At 61.1% G+C, this 15,353-nt stretch carries 15 protein-coding genes and 2 pseudogenes; 7 read left to right on the top strand and 10 right to left on the bottom strand.

What is annotated here, in order from left to right:
* A partial coding sequence (locus tag NKJ26_RS15250; protein WP_352696027.1) for a hypothetical protein occupies positions 1–760 on the top strand: 760 nt, incomplete at its 5' end.
* Between the two features lie 363 nt (positions 761–1,123).
* Here NKJ26_RS15250 and NKJ26_RS15245 read toward each other — a convergent pair.
* Entirely contained in the window at positions 1,124–1,360 is a 237-nt protein-coding gene (locus tag NKJ26_RS15245) for a hypothetical protein (protein ID WP_352696026.1), read from the bottom strand.
* A 161-nt stretch (positions 1,361–1,521) separates the two neighbouring features.
* On the opposite strand from NKJ26_RS15245, the pseudogene NKJ26_RS15240 reads away from it, so the two are divergent.
* From NKJ26_RS15240 to NKJ26_RS15230, 3 genes and pseudogenes are all read left to right on the top strand, one after another.
* Positions 1,522–1,624, top strand: a pseudogene (locus NKJ26_RS15240) (nucleotidyltransferase); the annotation flags it as partial.
* 128 nt (positions 1,625–1,752) lie between these two features.
* Positions 1,753–2,139: pseudogene (locus NKJ26_RS15235) on the top strand (oxidoreductase); the annotation flags it as partial.
* A 60-nt stretch (positions 2,140–2,199) separates the two neighbouring features.
* Positions 2,200–3,207 carry an NAD(P)-binding protein gene (locus NKJ26_RS15230; protein ID WP_352696031.1) on the top strand — a complete coding sequence of 336 codons (1,008 nt, stop codon included), beginning with the start codon at positions 2,200–2,202 and terminating at the stop codon, positions 3,205–3,207.
* Positions 3,208–3,838: 631 nt separating this feature from the next.
* Here the strand turns inward: NKJ26_RS15230 and NKJ26_RS33555 are convergent.
* On the bottom strand, positions 3,839–4,342 hold the full coding sequence (locus NKJ26_RS33555; RefSeq protein WP_502899441.1) for a styrene oxide isomerase: 504 nt from the start codon (positions 4,340–4,342) through the stop codon (positions 3,839–3,841).
* A 694-nt stretch (positions 4,343–5,036) separates the two neighbouring features.
* Entirely contained in the window at positions 5,037–5,960 is a 924-nt protein-coding gene (locus NKJ26_RS15225; RefSeq protein ID WP_352696025.1) for a LysR family transcriptional regulator, read from the bottom strand.
* Positions 5,961–6,109: 149 nt separating this feature from the next.
* Between NKJ26_RS15225 and NKJ26_RS15220 the strand changes: the two genes are divergently transcribed.
* Together NKJ26_RS15220 and NKJ26_RS15215 are read left to right on the top strand one after the other, a co-directional pair.
* Positions 6,110–6,331 (top strand): hypothetical protein, encoded by a 222-nt coding sequence (locus tag NKJ26_RS15220; RefSeq protein ID WP_352696024.1) that lies wholly within the window; start codon positions 6,110–6,112, stop codon positions 6,329–6,331.
* Positions 6,332–6,423: 92 nt separating this feature from the next.
* On the top strand, positions 6,424–7,164 hold the full coding sequence (locus tag NKJ26_RS15215; RefSeq protein WP_352696023.1) for an SDR family NAD(P)-dependent oxidoreductase: 741 nt from the start codon (positions 6,424–6,426) through the stop codon (positions 7,162–7,164).
* 323 nt (positions 7,165–7,487) lie between these two features.
* Here the strand turns inward: NKJ26_RS15215 and NKJ26_RS15210 are convergent, their stop codons facing one another.
* Positions 7,488–8,528, bottom strand: coding sequence for an EscU/YscU/HrcU family type III secretion system export apparatus switch protein (locus NKJ26_RS15210; protein ID WP_352696022.1), 1,041 nt, complete (start codon positions 8,526–8,528; stop codon positions 7,488–7,490).
* Positions 8,529–8,612: 84 nt separating this feature from the next.
* On the opposite strand from NKJ26_RS15210, the gene NKJ26_RS15205 reads away from it, so the two are divergent.
* Positions 8,613–9,416 carry a tetratricopeptide repeat protein gene (locus tag NKJ26_RS15205; protein WP_352598188.1) on the top strand — a complete coding sequence of 268 codons (804 nt, stop codon included), beginning with the start codon at positions 8,613–8,615 and terminating at the stop codon, positions 9,414–9,416.
* Positions 9,417–9,543: 127 nt separating this feature from the next.
* On the opposite strand, the gene NKJ26_RS15200 is transcribed toward NKJ26_RS15205, so the two are convergent.
* From NKJ26_RS15200 to NKJ26_RS15175, 6 genes are all read right to left on the bottom strand, one after another.
* Positions 9,544–9,993, bottom strand: coding sequence for a hypothetical protein (locus NKJ26_RS15200; RefSeq protein WP_352696021.1), 450 nt, complete (start codon positions 9,991–9,993; stop codon positions 9,544–9,546).
* 14 nt (positions 9,994–10,007) lie between these two features.
* A complete protein-coding gene (locus NKJ26_RS15195) occupies positions 10,008–11,366 on the bottom strand; it encodes a type II and III secretion system protein family protein (protein WP_352696020.1) in 1,359 nt (452 codons plus the stop codon).
* A 48-nt stretch (positions 11,367–11,414) separates the two neighbouring features.
* Positions 11,415–13,577: a type III secretion system export apparatus subunit SctV gene (gene sctV / locus NKJ26_RS15190; RefSeq protein WP_352696019.1), complete on the bottom strand. Its 2,163-nt coding sequence runs from the start codon at positions 13,575–13,577 to the stop codon at positions 11,415–11,417.
* Positions 13,574–13,816: a hypothetical protein gene (locus NKJ26_RS15185; RefSeq protein WP_352696018.1), complete on the bottom strand. Its 243-nt coding sequence runs from the start codon at positions 13,814–13,816 to the stop codon at positions 13,574–13,576. The genes sctV and NKJ26_RS15185 overlap by 4 nt, the downstream gene beginning before the upstream one ends.
* Before the next feature lie 86 nt (positions 13,817–13,902).
* Positions 13,903–14,343 (bottom strand): hypothetical protein, encoded by a 441-nt coding sequence (locus NKJ26_RS15180; RefSeq protein ID WP_352598182.1) that lies wholly within the window; start codon positions 14,341–14,343, stop codon positions 13,903–13,905.
* On the bottom strand, positions 14,340–15,341 hold the full coding sequence (locus NKJ26_RS15175; RefSeq protein WP_352696017.1) for a SctD/MshK family protein: 1,002 nt from the start codon (positions 15,339–15,341) through the stop codon (positions 14,340–14,342). The genes NKJ26_RS15180 and NKJ26_RS15175 overlap by 4 nt, the downstream gene beginning before the upstream one ends.
* Positions 15,342–15,353: the final 12 nt, after the last annotated feature.

Below are 15,353 nucleotides of genomic sequence, written 5' to 3'. Positions count from 1 at the left end.
GTTCGCCGGCGGCGATCTTTCGTCGATGATGAACAATTTAAGGACGCAGGTGCGTGACAACCCGCTGCCATTGACCATGGTCGGCGCGGGGCTAGCTTGGCTAATGCTTGGCAAGGGCACGTCGGCCGAAGGCCTCAGCAGTTTCACCAGGACTGACGACGTTGGGGACGGAGGTGTGACTGATTTCTCCGACTACAACCAGTCGCAAAGTGGTGGCTCCGGTCTTGGCGAGGCAAGCTCCAGGCTGGGTGACAAGCTTTCCGATGCCGCGGATTCGATGGCCTCGGCCGTCGCTGGTGTCACTGACACGGCGGCAAGTGCCGCAAGCAGCGCCAAGAGCACGCTGACTGGCACCGCTGGGCTGCTGGGTTCAGGCGCAGCGCAGGCAAGCCGGTCGGCCCAGGACCTTCTGCAAAGTGAACCGCTGGCGGTGGCCGCTGTTGGTCTCGTCTTGGGAACTGTCATCGGGGCGATGCTGCCGCATACGCAGACGGAAGATGAGCAGGTCGGCGCGTACAACAAAGAACTTCGTGACAGCGCCAGACAGGTTTTCGAGCAGGGGCTCGAAACGGCCAAGGGGGTTGCGTCCGAGGCTTACGTGGCAGGGAAGGAAGAGGCCGACCGGCAGAGTTCCGACACGGGTTCACAAACGTTGGCTGGCAAGGCGGAAAAGGTGGCGAGATCGACAGCCATCGAGGCGGAGCAAGCCATTCGGGATCGGCTGCCCACATCAGGACAGGACTCCGGATCGACGTCCTAGCGCGGCATCCATCAAGCAAACTTCGCCGAATATTCACTCGGCGCCTCGGCGTCTTCAGGGTGCCAACATGACTGCGACAAAATCAGGGAAGGTGCTGTTGATTGGTGGGCGCTGCCAGAAAGGTGGGCGCGTGGCAGGTCCACGCTCTGGAGGGAGCGGGGGGGCCAGGTCCTGTCGCCAGGCAACCAAGCTTTCGCCAAGCTGCGTTTCAGCCGCAGCGAAAATAATCGAGCAATCGCAGTATGGTTTCCATCTGCGAGCGCGCACCAGCTTTTTGCGGGACGGACCTTAGCGGTCGAGCGGCAATCGCCGGTCCCATTCCAGGAGAAGTGAGGAACGCCGAATTGCCAAGCGGCCTACGGCTCAGGGCCCCGCCGCAAAGGCTTCAGGTTTCTGCTGGTCCCGCTGGTTGTCGCGGTCTTGAGGGTGGGATGTGGCCGGCGGCTCGGCCCGGATTACCGGCTCCAGATCTTTGGGAAAGTTTGGCGCGTCGACGGGCAGTTGCTCACGCGGGCCTCTTTCCCTTTGGACCAGAGCCGGGAGCATTTCAGCCACGCCACTCAGGATTTCTTTCACCAACGCGTTCATCACCGCGCCCATTCCGTCTCATGAACTAAAACGTAAGCCCAGAACCAATGTTCCCCCCGCAAGCTCGGGCTCGGTTCTTTGCAAGTGGAGCGTGGCTGTCGCCCCGATCCTTCGGCTTTTTAACGCTGCGTCGGTACTGACGTGGCCATTCTTCAGCGCCCGGTAGGCAGGGCCAGGACCGACGATTGTCCGAAGCTTGGCCGCGACCAGCAACGTCATCGAGCCTGGTTCAACACGCTGAACGAAGCCTATGTGAAGGCCCGCTATTCCAAGCACGACGATCAAACTCACCATCGTCCTGGTGCTCACGGGCGCTGTTCTTTTCGTGCTCGTGCCATCACTCGGCGCAACGGCCGCCCTGGTGAGCGGCGTGGGGGCTCAGCCGCTCTCGCCGGGTCAACGCCTGCGAGCTGATCGAAGAGGGCAGGGATGCCATCGGCGACACCTGCGGCCTGACGCTGCGGCTGTCGCTGGACGAGATGATCGGCGAGCTTGGCTTCGCCAATTCCGAAGTGCGCGATCTGATCGAGATGCATGCCGACCTGCCCGACCTCTGGGATCTGGCCCATGGCGCCTGGGAGGATTGTTCGGGGCCGTCGCGGTTCAAGGAAGAAGCCGCGCAGGAAAGCCTTGTGTCCGGCATCAAGACTCTGACCTCAAAGCCTGTCGTCGGCGTCGGTCGCTTCACATCGCCGGATGTGATGGTCAGGATGATCAAGTCCGGTACGCTTGATTTCATCGGTTGCGCCCGTCCGTCGATTGCCGATCCCTTCCTGCCGAAGAAGGTGGAAGAGGGGCGGATCGAGGACATCCGCGAGTGCATCGGCTGCAACATCTGCATCACCGGCGACATGACCATGTCGATCTCGCGCTGTACGCAGAACCCGACCTTCATGGAGGAGTGGCGCAAGGGCTGGCATCCTGAACGCATCCAGGCCAAGGGCGACAGCGACAGCGTGCTGATCGTCGGCGCCGGCCCAGCCGGGCTGGAGGCCGCCCGCGCGCTCGGCCTGCGCGGCTATCGGGTGGCCATTGCCGAGGCCGGTACCGAACTCGGCGGCCGCGTGGCGCGCGAGTGCCGCCTGCCTGGGTTGTCGGCCTGGGGCCGCGTGCGCGACTATCGCCAGTACCAGCTCAGCCAGATGTCCAATGTCGACATCTATTTCGAAAGCCGGTTGTCGGCCGAGGACGTACTCGGCTTCGGCTTTCAGAACATCGCCCTCGCCACCGGCTCGACATGGCGCCGCGACGGTGTAGCGCGCGCCCATGTCGTGCCGATGCCTATAAATCCTGCCATGCCGGTCTACACACCGGACGACTTGATGGCTGGCAGCATGCCCACCGGCAATGTCGTGCTGTTTGACGACGACCACTACTACATGGGTGGTGTCCTGGCTGAGCTGATGGCGCGCAACGGTGCCAGGGTGACGTTGGTGACGCCGTCCGCATATGTGTCGGACTGGACCCGCAACACGCTGGAGCAGGGCGCTATCCATCGCCGGCTGGCCGGGCTCGGCGTCGAGATCGTGCTCAACCGGACCGTGACGCGCGTCATGCCAAGAGGCGTTGCCACAGCCTGCGCCTATACCGGCGCCCAACGTGACATCGCCGCGGACGCGGTGGTGCTGGTAACCTCGCGCCAACAAGACGACGAGGTCTGGCGCGCACTTAAGGGACGAGGGGGCGAATGGGCCGACAATGGCATTCGCTCGATCAAGATCATCGGCGACGCCGAGGCGCCAGGCCCGATCGCCTGGGCGACCTATGCCGGCCATCGCTTCGCTCGTGAGCTGGACGAACAGAATATCGGTGATGCGCTGCCGTTCCGCCGTGAAGTGACGGCTTTGGCGGCGGGGTAGACCGATGGCATGGCTTGAGAGGGGAACGATGTGCCGGTTAATGCCGTAGACGTTGAGACAGACCGGAAAACGTTTCGCGCAAGCCAGTCAATCGCGAGACAATACGGAACGGTACGAGAAACTTTCTGACTTAGTGCCCGCGAAAAGGCCAATGAAGTCAATATTCTTAGCACATCCTCCCGGGCCCACTATGACCATTGATTTCGCACGAAAAATGCACCTATTTGAAGCAGTGACGGTACTTTTCGACACGGCTAAGGCGCGCCGTCGAACGCACAAAATGCAAAAGATTGTCCGATTGGTCCCGATAGTTAGTGACACCTCAAAATATTTTTTGCGGTGAATTTCCATTTAAAATCAGGAGCGTAATTTTTTGACGGTTTTGGTGTCGGTCTTTTCAGGGTTGTAAAAAAGATTTGACAGCAATTTCAATGGGTTATTGGCTATTTGAACAATCGAGTGGGAATAGGGGGCGATGGCGGCGCGGACTAAATGCTGACCGGTTAGTTGAGTTCCCGACGTCGGTGTTGGCTTTATCCATCTATTGCAGGGATTTCTCGGACTTGCCAAGCGGCACCTTCGGCGGCCGATCATCGAGATTGGCGCAGTCACATGCTTGGTAGTTGTCGGCTCATGTGACTCTGTTATGTCGATGTGGCGGACCATCATCGGATTGGGTGTCCAAAGAGTTGGCTCCCGGCGTTCGAAGGCGAAGACCCCAAAAAATGAGCGCGAATGCAATGATGCCGGTCGGCGCCGACGAGTACCCGACAATTGTAATCAACAGCTCTTGGAGGGGAGTTCCCGCAGGGGCACCCGCTAGTGGCATCGTCGATTTGCCGGCGCCCCAGAGGGCCGCAATGATGAATGCGGCCGTGATAGCGACGCCCGAATAGATAAGGAACCAGAACGCGATCCGGGCCGCGATCGCGCCGAGATTCAGCCTCGGCCACACCAACCCAAGCGAAATCAGGATGACCCCAAGGAGGGCGCTTAACGAGTGGGCGGACCGTCCAAGCAATGGAGCTGCAAGGAACGGAATCGCGAAGCCTTCGAAAGACGTAAACAGGAACAAGCCAACGCCTATCTGCAGCAGACGATGTCCTTGATGTGCGAGTGTATTCGATACCTCCATGGTCCCTCGCAAGTTCAGTTGCCGAGCCTCCAAGGGTGCGAGACTGCAATCCATGCGCCTTGGAGTGAGGCGACGGCTCGGCGAGTTGGTCGATGATCCTGAAACCACACCGCGCTGAGGTCGTTCGCCAGGGTCACGAGCCGGCCATGCTATAAATGCCAGTGCCGCCACCTGGGTTCCTGCAAGGGAAACATCACGGACGTCGGTCTGCAGATTCTGGATGACCTGAGCTACAGCGGGCTTCGATGTCGGCGATCGATGCGACGCATCGACTCTTTAGTTTCGACGTGGGTCTGGACTGACCCTTCACGGCGCTCGCCGATCCGACGTGCCATATCGGCGCGATTGGACCAAAAAACTGGTCGTATCAGCGGTGACGGTCTTTTTTAACCGAGACGTTTCTGCCTACCACCAGGTAGCATTCAAAAATGCCTTCGGGAGCCATATCATTTCTCCTCGACTATCGCCTGAACGGGCGCTGGAAGATGTCGTTGCATGCTATGTTTTCTATTGCTTCGGGGTCTCCGAGATAGAAAGCGATAGGTCTTGAAAGATGGAAGACCTCCGATCGCTGCGTGCGGGAATTGCGCATCATGGCGTGCAAATCGGATGGGTAATTTTGAAGATGAAGCCTAGGAAAATTGGCGATGGGGAAAGCCAAACATTGGCGACAGGCAATCACGAGTTCGCCCTGCTACGCTCTCAGGCCGTCCCATTCTCGCAACCGCATATTTGCAGCGGAGCGGATGCGATCAAGCAGCCACCGAGCGGCCGGACCAGGAAGACTGTCGGCCTTGTAGATGGCCTGCATCGGCAAAAGCCCGGGTCCAGGCCCTTCCAGCATGATCTGGACCAGCTGTCCCGCCGTTAGATCGTCGGCAACCATCGGCAACGGCATATGTCCCCAGCCAAGGCCAGCGACCAGAAAGGCGTGCTTGGCGCCGAGATCGGAAAGACGCCATGTGTTGCTGCTTTGGACGCCGAGATCGACGCCCTTTGTCAACGCAGAGCGATCCGTAAGAACGAGCTGTGTCTCCGTTTCCGCCTGATCCAGCGGCACTGGTCCGCGCCATCTGGCCAAAGCATGGTTCGGCGCCACCACGGTGACCATTTCGACCGACAGCAGGCGTTCCGACGAAAGCGACGGCGGGATCATCGGGTAGGTTCCCATGATGCCGACGCTGCACCGCCCGTCCACGACCAATTCGGCAACGGCGCCGAGTGCCTCGATGTGGAGGCGGAGCGGCGTGCTGGGATAGACCGATGCGAACGCGCTCACGGCTTCCGTCAGCAATCGCTGCGGGAACATGACATCGACCATGATCGACAGGACTGCCTCCAGGCCTGCCGAAAGGCTGCGCGCCTGGGCCTTCAATCTGTCCGCGTCACGGACGATCTGCCGAGCTGAAGGCAGCAGACTCTTTGCGCCGGCAGTGAGCTGGGGAAAGCGGGCGGTCTGCTCGAACAGCGTCAATCCCAATTGTGCTTCCAGGTTTGCGATCGTCTGGCTGACGACAGACTGCGCACGGCCGACTTTCCGTCCTGCGGCAGAAAAGCTGCCCTCGTCGGCGGCGGCCACGAAGGTGCGAAGGTGATCCAGGGAAACGCCATCCAGCATGTATCGTCCAAACAGATACCAAACATCGAGTAATATAGGCTTATCACATGGAGAGCCGTCCGTATATTCCCGTTCACGATAGGATGGGTCGATGGGGGTGCACTCATGGAGCCGGCGGAGAGATCCCCAACCGATGGATCGCGGAAGCTGTGGCACGGGACCTCGGCTGTGAGGCGCGCGGCGTCTCCCCGGAAGAAGCGAACGACGTTTGGGGCGAGTTCGGCGCCCTGATCAAAGCCTCGTCAAGCCGGTCGCGTTCGCCCAGGGCGCGCGACGAACTCGGCTGGACGGCTGAAAGGACGGACATGCTCGCCATGATCGGCGAGCCACGCCTGAGGGTTTTGGCCGAGAGCGCTCAGTCACCCAACTGACGGCACTTGCCGTCATCGAAACTCTGCGTCCGGCGACCACTCGGCAGCCGGCAACGGCAGAACTTTGCCAACAACAACGAAGGAAAACACCCATGAGTACACATCAGGACAAGGTCGCGATCATCACGGGCGGCAAGCAGGGCATCGGGCGCGGCATCGCCAATCTTTTGGCACAGCGCGGCGCGAAAATCATCCTCGTCAATCGCCAGGATGCCGCAAAGGAAGCGTCCGAGATCGGCAATGGCGCGATCGCCTTCGCCGCTGACGTGACGAATGAGGCCGACTGGGCGCGGGTTGCCGCCGAGGTGGAGCAGAAATTCGGCCGTGCCGACATCCTCGTGCATGCGGCCGGCATCTACCCCATCACCGGACTTGATCAGATGACGCAGGAAGAGTGGCGCCGCGTCATGGCCGTTAACCTCGATGCGCATGTGATCGGCGCCCGGGCGATCGTGCCGCTGATGCGTAAGGCCGGTGGAGGGTCGATCGTCGCCGTGGGCTCCGACGCGGTGGGGATGGTGACACCGCCCGGAATGGGCTTCTCCCATTACATCACGTCGAAGCTGGGCGTGGTCGGTCTCGTCCGCGCTCTCGCCAATGAACTCGCCGCTGACAACATCATCGTCAACGCCGTTCATCCTGGCATCACCGACACGGAAGGCGCGAGCGGCATGCCTAACGAGCAGAAGGCGCAGGTCTACATGATGCAGGCGATCAAGCGGCTCGGCACGCCGGCTAATATCGCTGGCCCGGTCGCCTTCCTCACCAGTGAGGACGCGCGTTTCGTAACCGGTCAGACGCTTGTGGTCGATGGCGGCCTGATGCGGCTCTGACCGGAAGCCGAGAACCCGTCAGCACGTCCGGTGAAACGGACGTGCTTCCCCTAAATGTACCTTCGGGCATTCAAGTAATCCCAATAGGTCGCTTTTAAACGCCAAGAGTTCGTTGGCGCGGCCAGGATCCGGAAAGTTGCCGGTCACCTATGCATCGGCCGCCCAGGCCTTCGGCTGATTTTATCAAAGGACGACGGGATTGTCCGTCATCGGAGAGTCGGCCCGTCGACAGCGTGATAACTCGGATCAAATCACGCTCAACAGCTTGCTACAGTGGAACCGACGCTGGTTTATCTTGGCCAAGCCAGCCGACTTGCGTCGCCTCAGGTGAGCCCGTGCCGGACGAGATGGCGAACGACCGGCGAGAACATCTGCTGGCCGATATAAGATCCGGTGTTCGCCTGCTCGAAGAGTGTTTCGGCGGCTACCGCATCCTCGACTATGGGGATACCTGCCTGGCGCGCCTGAGCCATTATCTCGTCGGCGGCGCGGCCCTGACCTTTGCCAACCACCGTCGGCACCGGCGTTTCGCCTTTGACGTAGCGCAATGCCACCGCGCGATCGCCGGACACGAAGACGATGACCGCATTCTTCACACCCAGCTTCGCAGGTTGCATCACCGCTTCACGCCGCTGTCGCTGCTGTTCATGGCGGATCAATGGATCTCCTTCGAGATCCTTGTGTTCGCGCTTGTATTCGGTTGCCGTCATGCGCATGTCGCGAAGGAAAAGCCAGCGCTGAATGGGAACATCGATCAAGCCGATAACGACAAAGGCCAGGGCCGCGGCAATTCCAAGGGGTGTCAGCACCGCCTTGATAATCGGCTCCAGGCATGACTGACCGCAGCCTGGCGTGTCGAAGAGCGGCTGCAGCCATTCGGCCAAGATGAATACGAACAGGCTTGCCAGCAACACCACCTTGACCAGGCCTTTGGTGAACTCGATGACGTTGCGGAGCGACAGGATTTTCTGAAGGCCCTTCGCCGGGTTTATGTTATCGAACTGCGGCTTGAGCTGCTCAAACGAGAAGACCGGTCCGAACGTCCCCAGCATGCCGAAGGCCACGGTGAAAACGACAACGATCCCGACCAGCGGAAATGTGGCAAGCATCAGCAACGAAAACGAATGGCGAATGGCCCGCAGGCTGACCTCCCCGAACGAGCCGCCGGGCACCGTCACGGTTTGTACGAGCTCCGAAAGGAGCCTGAAGAGCATCGGCCAGGCAAAATAGAGATACGCGAGCGCTGCGAAAAGCGTGAAGCCGGAGACCAGGTCGCGGCTTTGCGAAACCTGGCCTTTGCGGCGGGCGTCACGAAGCTTCTTGTCGGACGCTGGTAATTTCTTTTCCTCAGCTTCTTCGGCCATGTTGCAATCTTATCGCACTGTCGTGGTTCCAGTGGGCCGCTTGCCTGTGTAAGGTAGGGCGGGCTTGAATACGGAGAGGTGGATATGCGGTTGCATGTCGTATTCTTGCCAATCGTCATCACGCTGGCGTTGAGCGGTTGTCAGACGAGTAAAACCGGCTCTGTGCAGGCGAAGGCCCAAGGGCCGGCCTCGCAATCCGAGCGTTTGATCAAGCTTGCCGACGATATTGACGCGCGCGGAGAAAGCGATACCGCAATCGCGCTCTACCAGCGCGCGGCAGCGATGCCGGACGCCAAGGCGAGTGGGTTTGTTAAGGCGGGCGACGCTTACATGCGGGCGGGCTATCCCGCCGAGGCCGCCAAAGCCTACCAGTCCGCGCTTGCAAAAGCTCCCAATGACGGAGGGGCGATGCTCGGGCTTGGCTCGGCGATGATAGAGGCGGGCGATGTCGATGCCGGCATGCGCGCGCTCGCGCAGGCAGCGCCGGTGGTCAATACCAGCAGCGCCTACAACCGTTTGGGCGTGGCGCAGACATTTGCTGGCCAGACAGGCGAGGCGCAGACCACTTTCGCCCAGGCGTTGAAACTCGCGCCGGGCGATCTCGACGTCGAGACCAACATGGCGTTGGCGGCGGCACTTGAAGACAATTCCGCAATGGCATTGCCGCTGGTGCAGAAGATTGCCGCCACGCCCAACGCGCAATTGCACCACAAGCGCAATGTCGTGGTGGTCTACGGACTTCTTGGCCAAGCCGATCAGATCAAGGGCTCGCCGCCCATCGGCCTGACGACCAAGGAGGTGAATACCTTGCTTGCGCGTGCCAGAGCCATCCGGTTGAAGGGTAGCACTCAGGCCAGGGCGAAAGCGCTCGGCTCCATCCTCGGCTAGGGCAATTTTAGGAAAAGCCTTAAGACGAAGACATAGAGCGGTTCTGCGTTTTGATGGAGAGATGAACTGCTTTAGTGCATCGGACCCGACGCGTTGAGTGGGGCTGTGCGGGCGAAACCGCATCGGCTCACTCGACCGGGAGCGTCGTCTGCGGCGTTGACGGCCCGCTGTTGGCTCCGCCTATCGGAGTCTCTTCGCCATCGAGGTAGCGACGGGCCGCCCGCGCGGTCGGCGCTGCTGCCGCCGGCCCCATGCGCCTGCCCTCGACGAGGTCGCGCTGGCTTTCGGCCATGCGTTGAAGATTGTAGGCGTTGGCGCAGCCGGACGGCAGGTGGGAGCCCACGCCGGAGACGATCGTCAGATTGGTCCTGGCAGCGGAATTGTCGTCGTCGGCCGGCTCGGCCAGACATGCATTGGGAGCAAGGACGGAACCGGTGACACCCTTCTGGGAGCCGCCCGTATCTGTCGAAACATAGCTGTAGCCAGGAGAATAATCCTGCCGCAGTTGCGGGTTGTTCACGCAGCCGGCCAGAAACAGCGCTGGAAGAATGGCGCAGAAAGCGATGGGCGATGTCATGTTCGTTTTCCCCGCTACTTGATGATCAGACCCGTCGCCGACGCGTCGCTGGCGTGCTTGCGGCTGGCGCGCTTGGCTGCCGGGCGATCGAGCGGCGTGGCGAGGCTGTCGCGCACTGGCTCGACCAGATAAGGCGTAATCAGGATAACCAGTTCGGTCTCCTCATGCTGGAAACGCTGCGATTGAAAGAGCGGGCCAAGCACGGGCACATCGCCCAGAACCGGAAATTTTTCCAGGTTGCGCGAGGTCCGTTGCTGGAACAGGCCAGCGATCGCAAACGTCTGACCGCTCGCCACTTCGACCGTCGTGTCGGCCTTGCGCACGATGAAGCTCGGCATGGCGAAGCCGCCGGCGCTCACGGAGCTTGTTTCCGACAGGGAGCTGACCTCGGGCTGGACGTGAAGCCCGATACGGTTACGGCCAATTAGGGTTGGGGTAAATCCCAGCGAAACGCCGAAGGGCTTGTATTGAACGGTGACGACATCATTCCCCTGGGAAATCGGAATCGGTATTTCACCACCAGCAAGAAAGCTCGCCGTCTGACCGGTCACTGCCGTCAGGTTCGGTTCGGCCAGTATCTTGACGACGCCGTTGCGTTGCAGCGCTTCGATCAGAATGTCGAAGTTGACGCCGTGCGCCTGGTCCATGTTCAAACCGAAATTCCCGCTGCCCGATGGCACGCCATTGTCCTGGAACATGTTGAATTCGAAGCCGCCGCTCTTGTACCCGGCGGACCAGTCGACGCCGTACGACTGCAGCTCCGTGCGTGAGACTTCGGCGAAGCGGACCCGGATGTTGACCTGCTGCGAGCCCTTTACGGTCATGTTGTTCAGCGGTGGCTGTTCCGGCGGCGAGAATGTCCGGGCGACATTGTCGACATCCGTTGCCTCATCGACGCCGCGTGCCTCGCCCGTCGCGACAATGCGGGTTCCGAAAATATGGAGATTTGTCGCCGAGTTCGGCTGCATTGCATGCTTCGCTTCATTGGCGGGGGTGACATCGGGCGTGACGCGGAATTGGGCCGTTGCCTCGATCCGCTCATCGGCGGTGACCGCAATGAGATTGGTCAAGCCGGGTTTGAGGCCGAACACATAGACCATGCTCGGCGACACGACTTGTAGATCTGCAATCGTGGTGTCCGCGACGAGCACGGATTCGACCGGTTCATAGAACCGCAGCAAGCGCCCTTGCCCGACCGGCAGGTCGAGCGCTGGCTTGCTCGACAACGGCGAAACGTTCTGCGCCGACGCTTCGGCAAATGTAATCAGGAACGCCAGCAGGAAGCCAACCGTCGCGATAGCGAGCTGGCGCAAATCTGTCCGTCTGGCGACAGCGGCCGGTCGAACGCCTGCTGCGGTACCGTGGATTGTCATGCCGTTCCTCTCCTGATTCCCCAAATGTCCCCGTCCGTCCGGCTGGCGTCATGAGGTTGCCTCTTGCCTGGCCTTCGGCTGAGCCGATGGCAACGACTGGGAGACACTGCGCGCGCCGGCCTTCCCCGAGCGGCCCGCGATCGTGGCCAGCGGCTGGACGTTGAATTCTTGCGCGAGTTCCTGGAAGGACAGAACCGGAAGCTCGATGGCATTGTGCATGAGCAGGCTGCGCATATGACGCCGCACATCCATCGCGGCGAGGACCACCGGCGAGACATCGGTGGAGTTCTGCGCTAGCGCCCGCTCGATTTCGGTGACCAGGGCCTGCGCATCATCGTCGGAAAGATTCAGGAATGTCCCCGTCGGAGTGCTTTGCACTGCGTTTCGCAGGATATCCTCGGCCGACCGCTGCAGGACATAGGCTGCGATGATGTTGGTGCGGCCGGCGGAGCGGAAGCTGATCTGGCGTTTCAGGGATGTGCGGACATATTCCGTCAGCAGGACGACGTCCTGTTCGCGCTGGCCCCATTCGATCAGGGCTTCGAGGATCAGGCGCAGATTGCGGATCGGCACGTTTTCACCGACGAGCCGGCGAAGCACTTCCGCGATCTTTTGCAGCGGCACGATCTCCTGTGCCTGCTTGACCAGGTCTGCATAATCCGGCTCCATGTCCGACAGCAGTCTGCGTGTCTCCTGAATCCCGACGAAATGGCCGGCATAAAGCCGAAGCGAATTTCCGGTCCATCTGGCCGCTGTTTCGGCTGGTGCGGAGAAGGCGAAGCCGGCTTCCTTCAGCACCGATATGTCGCTGTCATCGACCCACACGAATCTGCGCTGACCGGCAACCGAAGGACCTTTTTCGTAGGTTACTTCGAGCAGATCGAGATGCGTCGCGTCCGCTTCGACAAGAACGCGGTCGGCTGGAATTTCGGCGTCCAGGATGGGCGCTCCTTCCAGGTCGATGCGGATGCTTCGTGGTGAAAGCATCTCGTCGACCTGCGTGCCGATAGCCGGAACGTCGACACCAAGATCGCCGAAGAGTTCGCGGCGCACGCCGTCGGCGAGCGTGGCAAACTCGGGCTCCGGGATCGAGCGCCCTAGCTCGGTTCCGAAGCGGACCACGATGCGATAGGAAGGAGGCAGTGTTCCGGTGGGGATTGCTGAAAGCGAGGCGGAATTCCCCGACTGCTCGGGCAGCTGGCCGATGTCCTCGGGCTCGGATTCCTGGGCTGTGCGCCGATTGACTGCATAGGCGCCCGCTCCGAAGCAGGCACCAAGCATCAGGAACACGACAAAGGGGAAGCCCGGCACCAGGGCAAGGCCGACCATGATCACCGCAGCCAGCGCGAGCGCTCGGGAATCCCTCAGGAGCTGACTGGTTATTTGCTGGCCAAGATCGCCGGTTCCGTCGGCGCTGCCGACGCGCGTCACCATCGTACCGGCGGCCACGGCGACGAGCAGTGCCGGTATCTGCGCCACCAGCCCGTCACCCACGGTGAGCAGCGAGTAGGTGGCAGCCGCGTCCCCCAGGGACATATCGTGCTGCAGCGTTCCGACGGCGAAACCACCGACAAGGTTGACCAGAATGATCACGATCCCGGCGATGACGTCGCCCTTGACGAATTTCATGGCACCGTCCATCGCGCCGAACAGCTGGCTCTCGCGCTCCAGCTGCTGGCGCAGACGGCGTGCCTCCGCCTGGTCGATGTCGCCGTTGCGCAACTCGGCATCGATACTCATCTGCTTGCCCGGCAGCGCATCGAGCGTGAAGCGCGCGGCCACCTCGGCGACGCGTTCGGCACCCCGTGCAACCACGATGAACTGCGCGACGGTGATGATCAGGAAGATGACCAGGCCCACCGCAATACTGCCGCCGACGACGAAGGCACCGAAAGCGGTAATGATGTCGCCGGCGTCGGCCTGGAGCAGGATCAGTCGCGTGGTCGTGATCGTGATGGCCAGCCGGAACAAGGTGGCGATGAGGATGACCGACGGCAGCGACGAGAACTGGAGCGGATGAGAAACGTAAAACGAAGCCAGCAGGATAAGCACGCTGATGGCGATATTGGCGGTGATGAGAATGTCGACGAGGAATGTCGGCAACGGGATGAGCATCATCACCACTGCTACGAGCAGCAGGACGGCAATGACCAGATCGCTGCGGCGTGAAAGCCTGGCCAGAAATCGCAGAAGTCGCTCCGACATGGTCATTCAACACCTCGTTGCGACAGGAAGCTCAGCAAGGCACTGCGCGCCTCGGTCTTGCGCCCGGCCACGAGCAAGGCGCGGCTCTTCAGCAATGCAAGCGCCGGGTGGTCCATTCCGTCCAAGGTCTCCAGCCTGGCGATCGTGGCAAGCGCCTTTTCCGCCTCGCCATCGAGTATGAGCAGGTGCGCCAATGTCCGCAGCACGCTGGCATTTCCCGGCGAGAGCTGTGCAGCGATAAGCAAGTACGCCGCGCCCCGCTTTGCCTGCCCGTGAGACCCGTAGAGATAGCCCAGGACATGCAGCAGGTGCACGGTGTCATGCGGGTCGGTCAGGTTTCGATCCCTTCCTGCATGCGACCAAGCAGATCGCGATGACGCTCGATTTCATCCTCCATCAGCGTTCTGGCGAGTGTCTTGAGTTGCTCGCCGCCCTCAAGGTCAGGAACCAAGTGCGTTACAAAATGCTGGAGAATTGGCACGGAGCGCCGCAGGATGGCTGGCTCGGGAATATTGGGCATGACGAAATTGACGAGTATCTCATCGAGCGATTCCCCGGCGGCACCCTGCGAGCGTTGGAATTCCGCGGTTTCTGGCATTTCCGTGCCCGCGGCCGACTTCGTTCCCTGAGCACGGCTTGTGGCTTTGTCGGCGCCATTCATCCGTCGCCGGTTGATCGATTGACCGCGTACGCTTTCAGCCTGCCGAACCTCGCGGCCGGGTGTGTCAACCCTTGCCGTGTCGAAGCGAGGCCCTTCAAGCCGGCGGTTCACGGATATTTCAGCGCGACCGTGGCGCCGCCCTTGGTCAGGAGAAGTTCCGTCTCGCCGATATGCTTTATGGTCCAGCCGTCATTCGTGAATGCGCCTTCGTGGTAGCGTGCGCCGTCGGCTGCGATGACGTAAGGCCGCTCGCCATACCAGATTGCCTGCAACGTCAGGCGCGGAGCCTGCTCCGCGTTGCCGATCATGACATTGGAGACGAGGGCAATGTGCGCGCCGAACGCCTGGTCGAACCAGGATTGCGTTTCCGTCCAGACACCACTCTTGTCACCGGGAATCATCCCCGAGACCACGAGGCGTCCCGATGATCGCTGAACGGCCAATGTGCTTATGCCGGATTGCTCGAGATGCCGCTTGAGTTGCCTTTCCGCGTCGGAGGCACTCTGAATTTGCGCCGGCGAAGAATCGTCCAGCACTTCTTGCCCTGCCTCGCCGGCGAAGGCTACCCTAACCGGTTCGCCGTCTTGAGAGGCCAGCTTCTGCCCAATATCGGGCTTGGCGAAAGAGAACCCGTTCGCCGCGACGGAAACAACGAATACGGCAAGGAGAACGCTGCCTGCAACCAGGAGAGGGCGATTGGAAACAGCCCACCGATTCGATGAGCGCTCCGGGTTGACCAGCCGGATACGGGCGTCACCGACACTCATGGTGAGCGGCAGCCTGCAGCGGCTGCCATGCCCCTCATGGATGGTCTCGCCTGTGGCAAGTACGACATCGCCGCCAACGGCTTCGATTTCAAGCCGGCTGCCCTGGCGCCGCAGTCTTGCATGGATCGGCGCGATGCCGGCATCCCTGAGGACGATGTCCGACTCCGTGCTGGAGCCTATCGTATAGACCGGCTCGACCAGACTGATTTCGGCGCCGGCATGAAATCCGTAAACTACGCTGAGCGCTACCGAATGTCCGGCTGCCGGGGAGGGAGCGATAATCGAGCGGAACCGGCGCGCCGGCGCCGCCTCCAGATATCTACCGATAGGGCTAGCGGTCATGCCACTTCATCT

This window comes from Mesorhizobium sp. M0152, assembly GCF_040322415.1.
Classification (GTDB): Bacteria; Pseudomonadota; Alphaproteobacteria; order Rhizobiales; family Rhizobiaceae; genus Mesorhizobium.
The sequence above is the reverse complement of the archived record's forward strand: the minus strand, read 5'-3'. Positions and strand labels throughout refer to the sequence as shown.

Excerpts from the sequence above, each read along its gene's own strand:
- NKJ26_RS15245 (WP_352696026.1), bottom strand. The coding sequence starts at position 1,360 with ATGGGCGCGGTGATGAACGCGTTGGTGAAAGAAATCCTGAGTGGCGTG.
- NKJ26_RS15230 (WP_352696031.1), top strand. The coding sequence starts at position 2,200 with ATGACCATGTCGATCTCGCGCTGTACGCAGAACCCGACCTTCATGGAG.
- NKJ26_RS33555 (WP_502899441.1), bottom strand. The coding sequence starts at position 4,342 with ATGGAGGTATCGAATACACTCGCACATCAAGGACATCGTCTGCTGCAG.
- NKJ26_RS15225 (WP_352696025.1), bottom strand. The coding sequence starts at position 5,960 with ATGCTGGATGGCGTTTCCCTGGATCACCTTCGCACCTTCGTGGCCGCC.
- NKJ26_RS15215 (WP_352696023.1), top strand. The coding sequence starts at position 6,424 with ATGAGTACACATCAGGACAAGGTCGCGATCATCACGGGCGGCAAGCAG.
- NKJ26_RS15210 (WP_352696022.1), bottom strand. The coding sequence starts at position 8,528 with ATGGCCGAAGAAGCTGAGGAAAAGAAATTACCAGCGTCCGACAAGAAG.
- NKJ26_RS15205 (WP_352598188.1), top strand. The coding sequence starts at position 8,613 with ATGCGGTTGCATGTCGTATTCTTGCCAATCGTCATCACGCTGGCGTTG.
- NKJ26_RS15200 (WP_352696021.1), bottom strand. The coding sequence starts at position 9,993 with ATGACATCGCCCATCGCTTTCTGCGCCATTCTTCCAGCGCTGTTTCTG.
- NKJ26_RS15195 (WP_352696020.1), bottom strand. The coding sequence starts at position 11,366 with ATGACAATCCACGGTACCGCAGCAGGCGTTCGACCGGCCGCTGTCGCC.
- sctV (WP_352696019.1), bottom strand. The coding sequence starts at position 13,577 with ATGACCATGTCGGAGCGACTTCTGCGATTTCTGGCCAGGCTTTCACGC.
- NKJ26_RS15175 (WP_352696017.1), bottom strand. The coding sequence starts at position 15,341 with ATGACCGCTAGCCCTATCGGTAGATATCTGGAGGCGGCGCCGGCGCGC.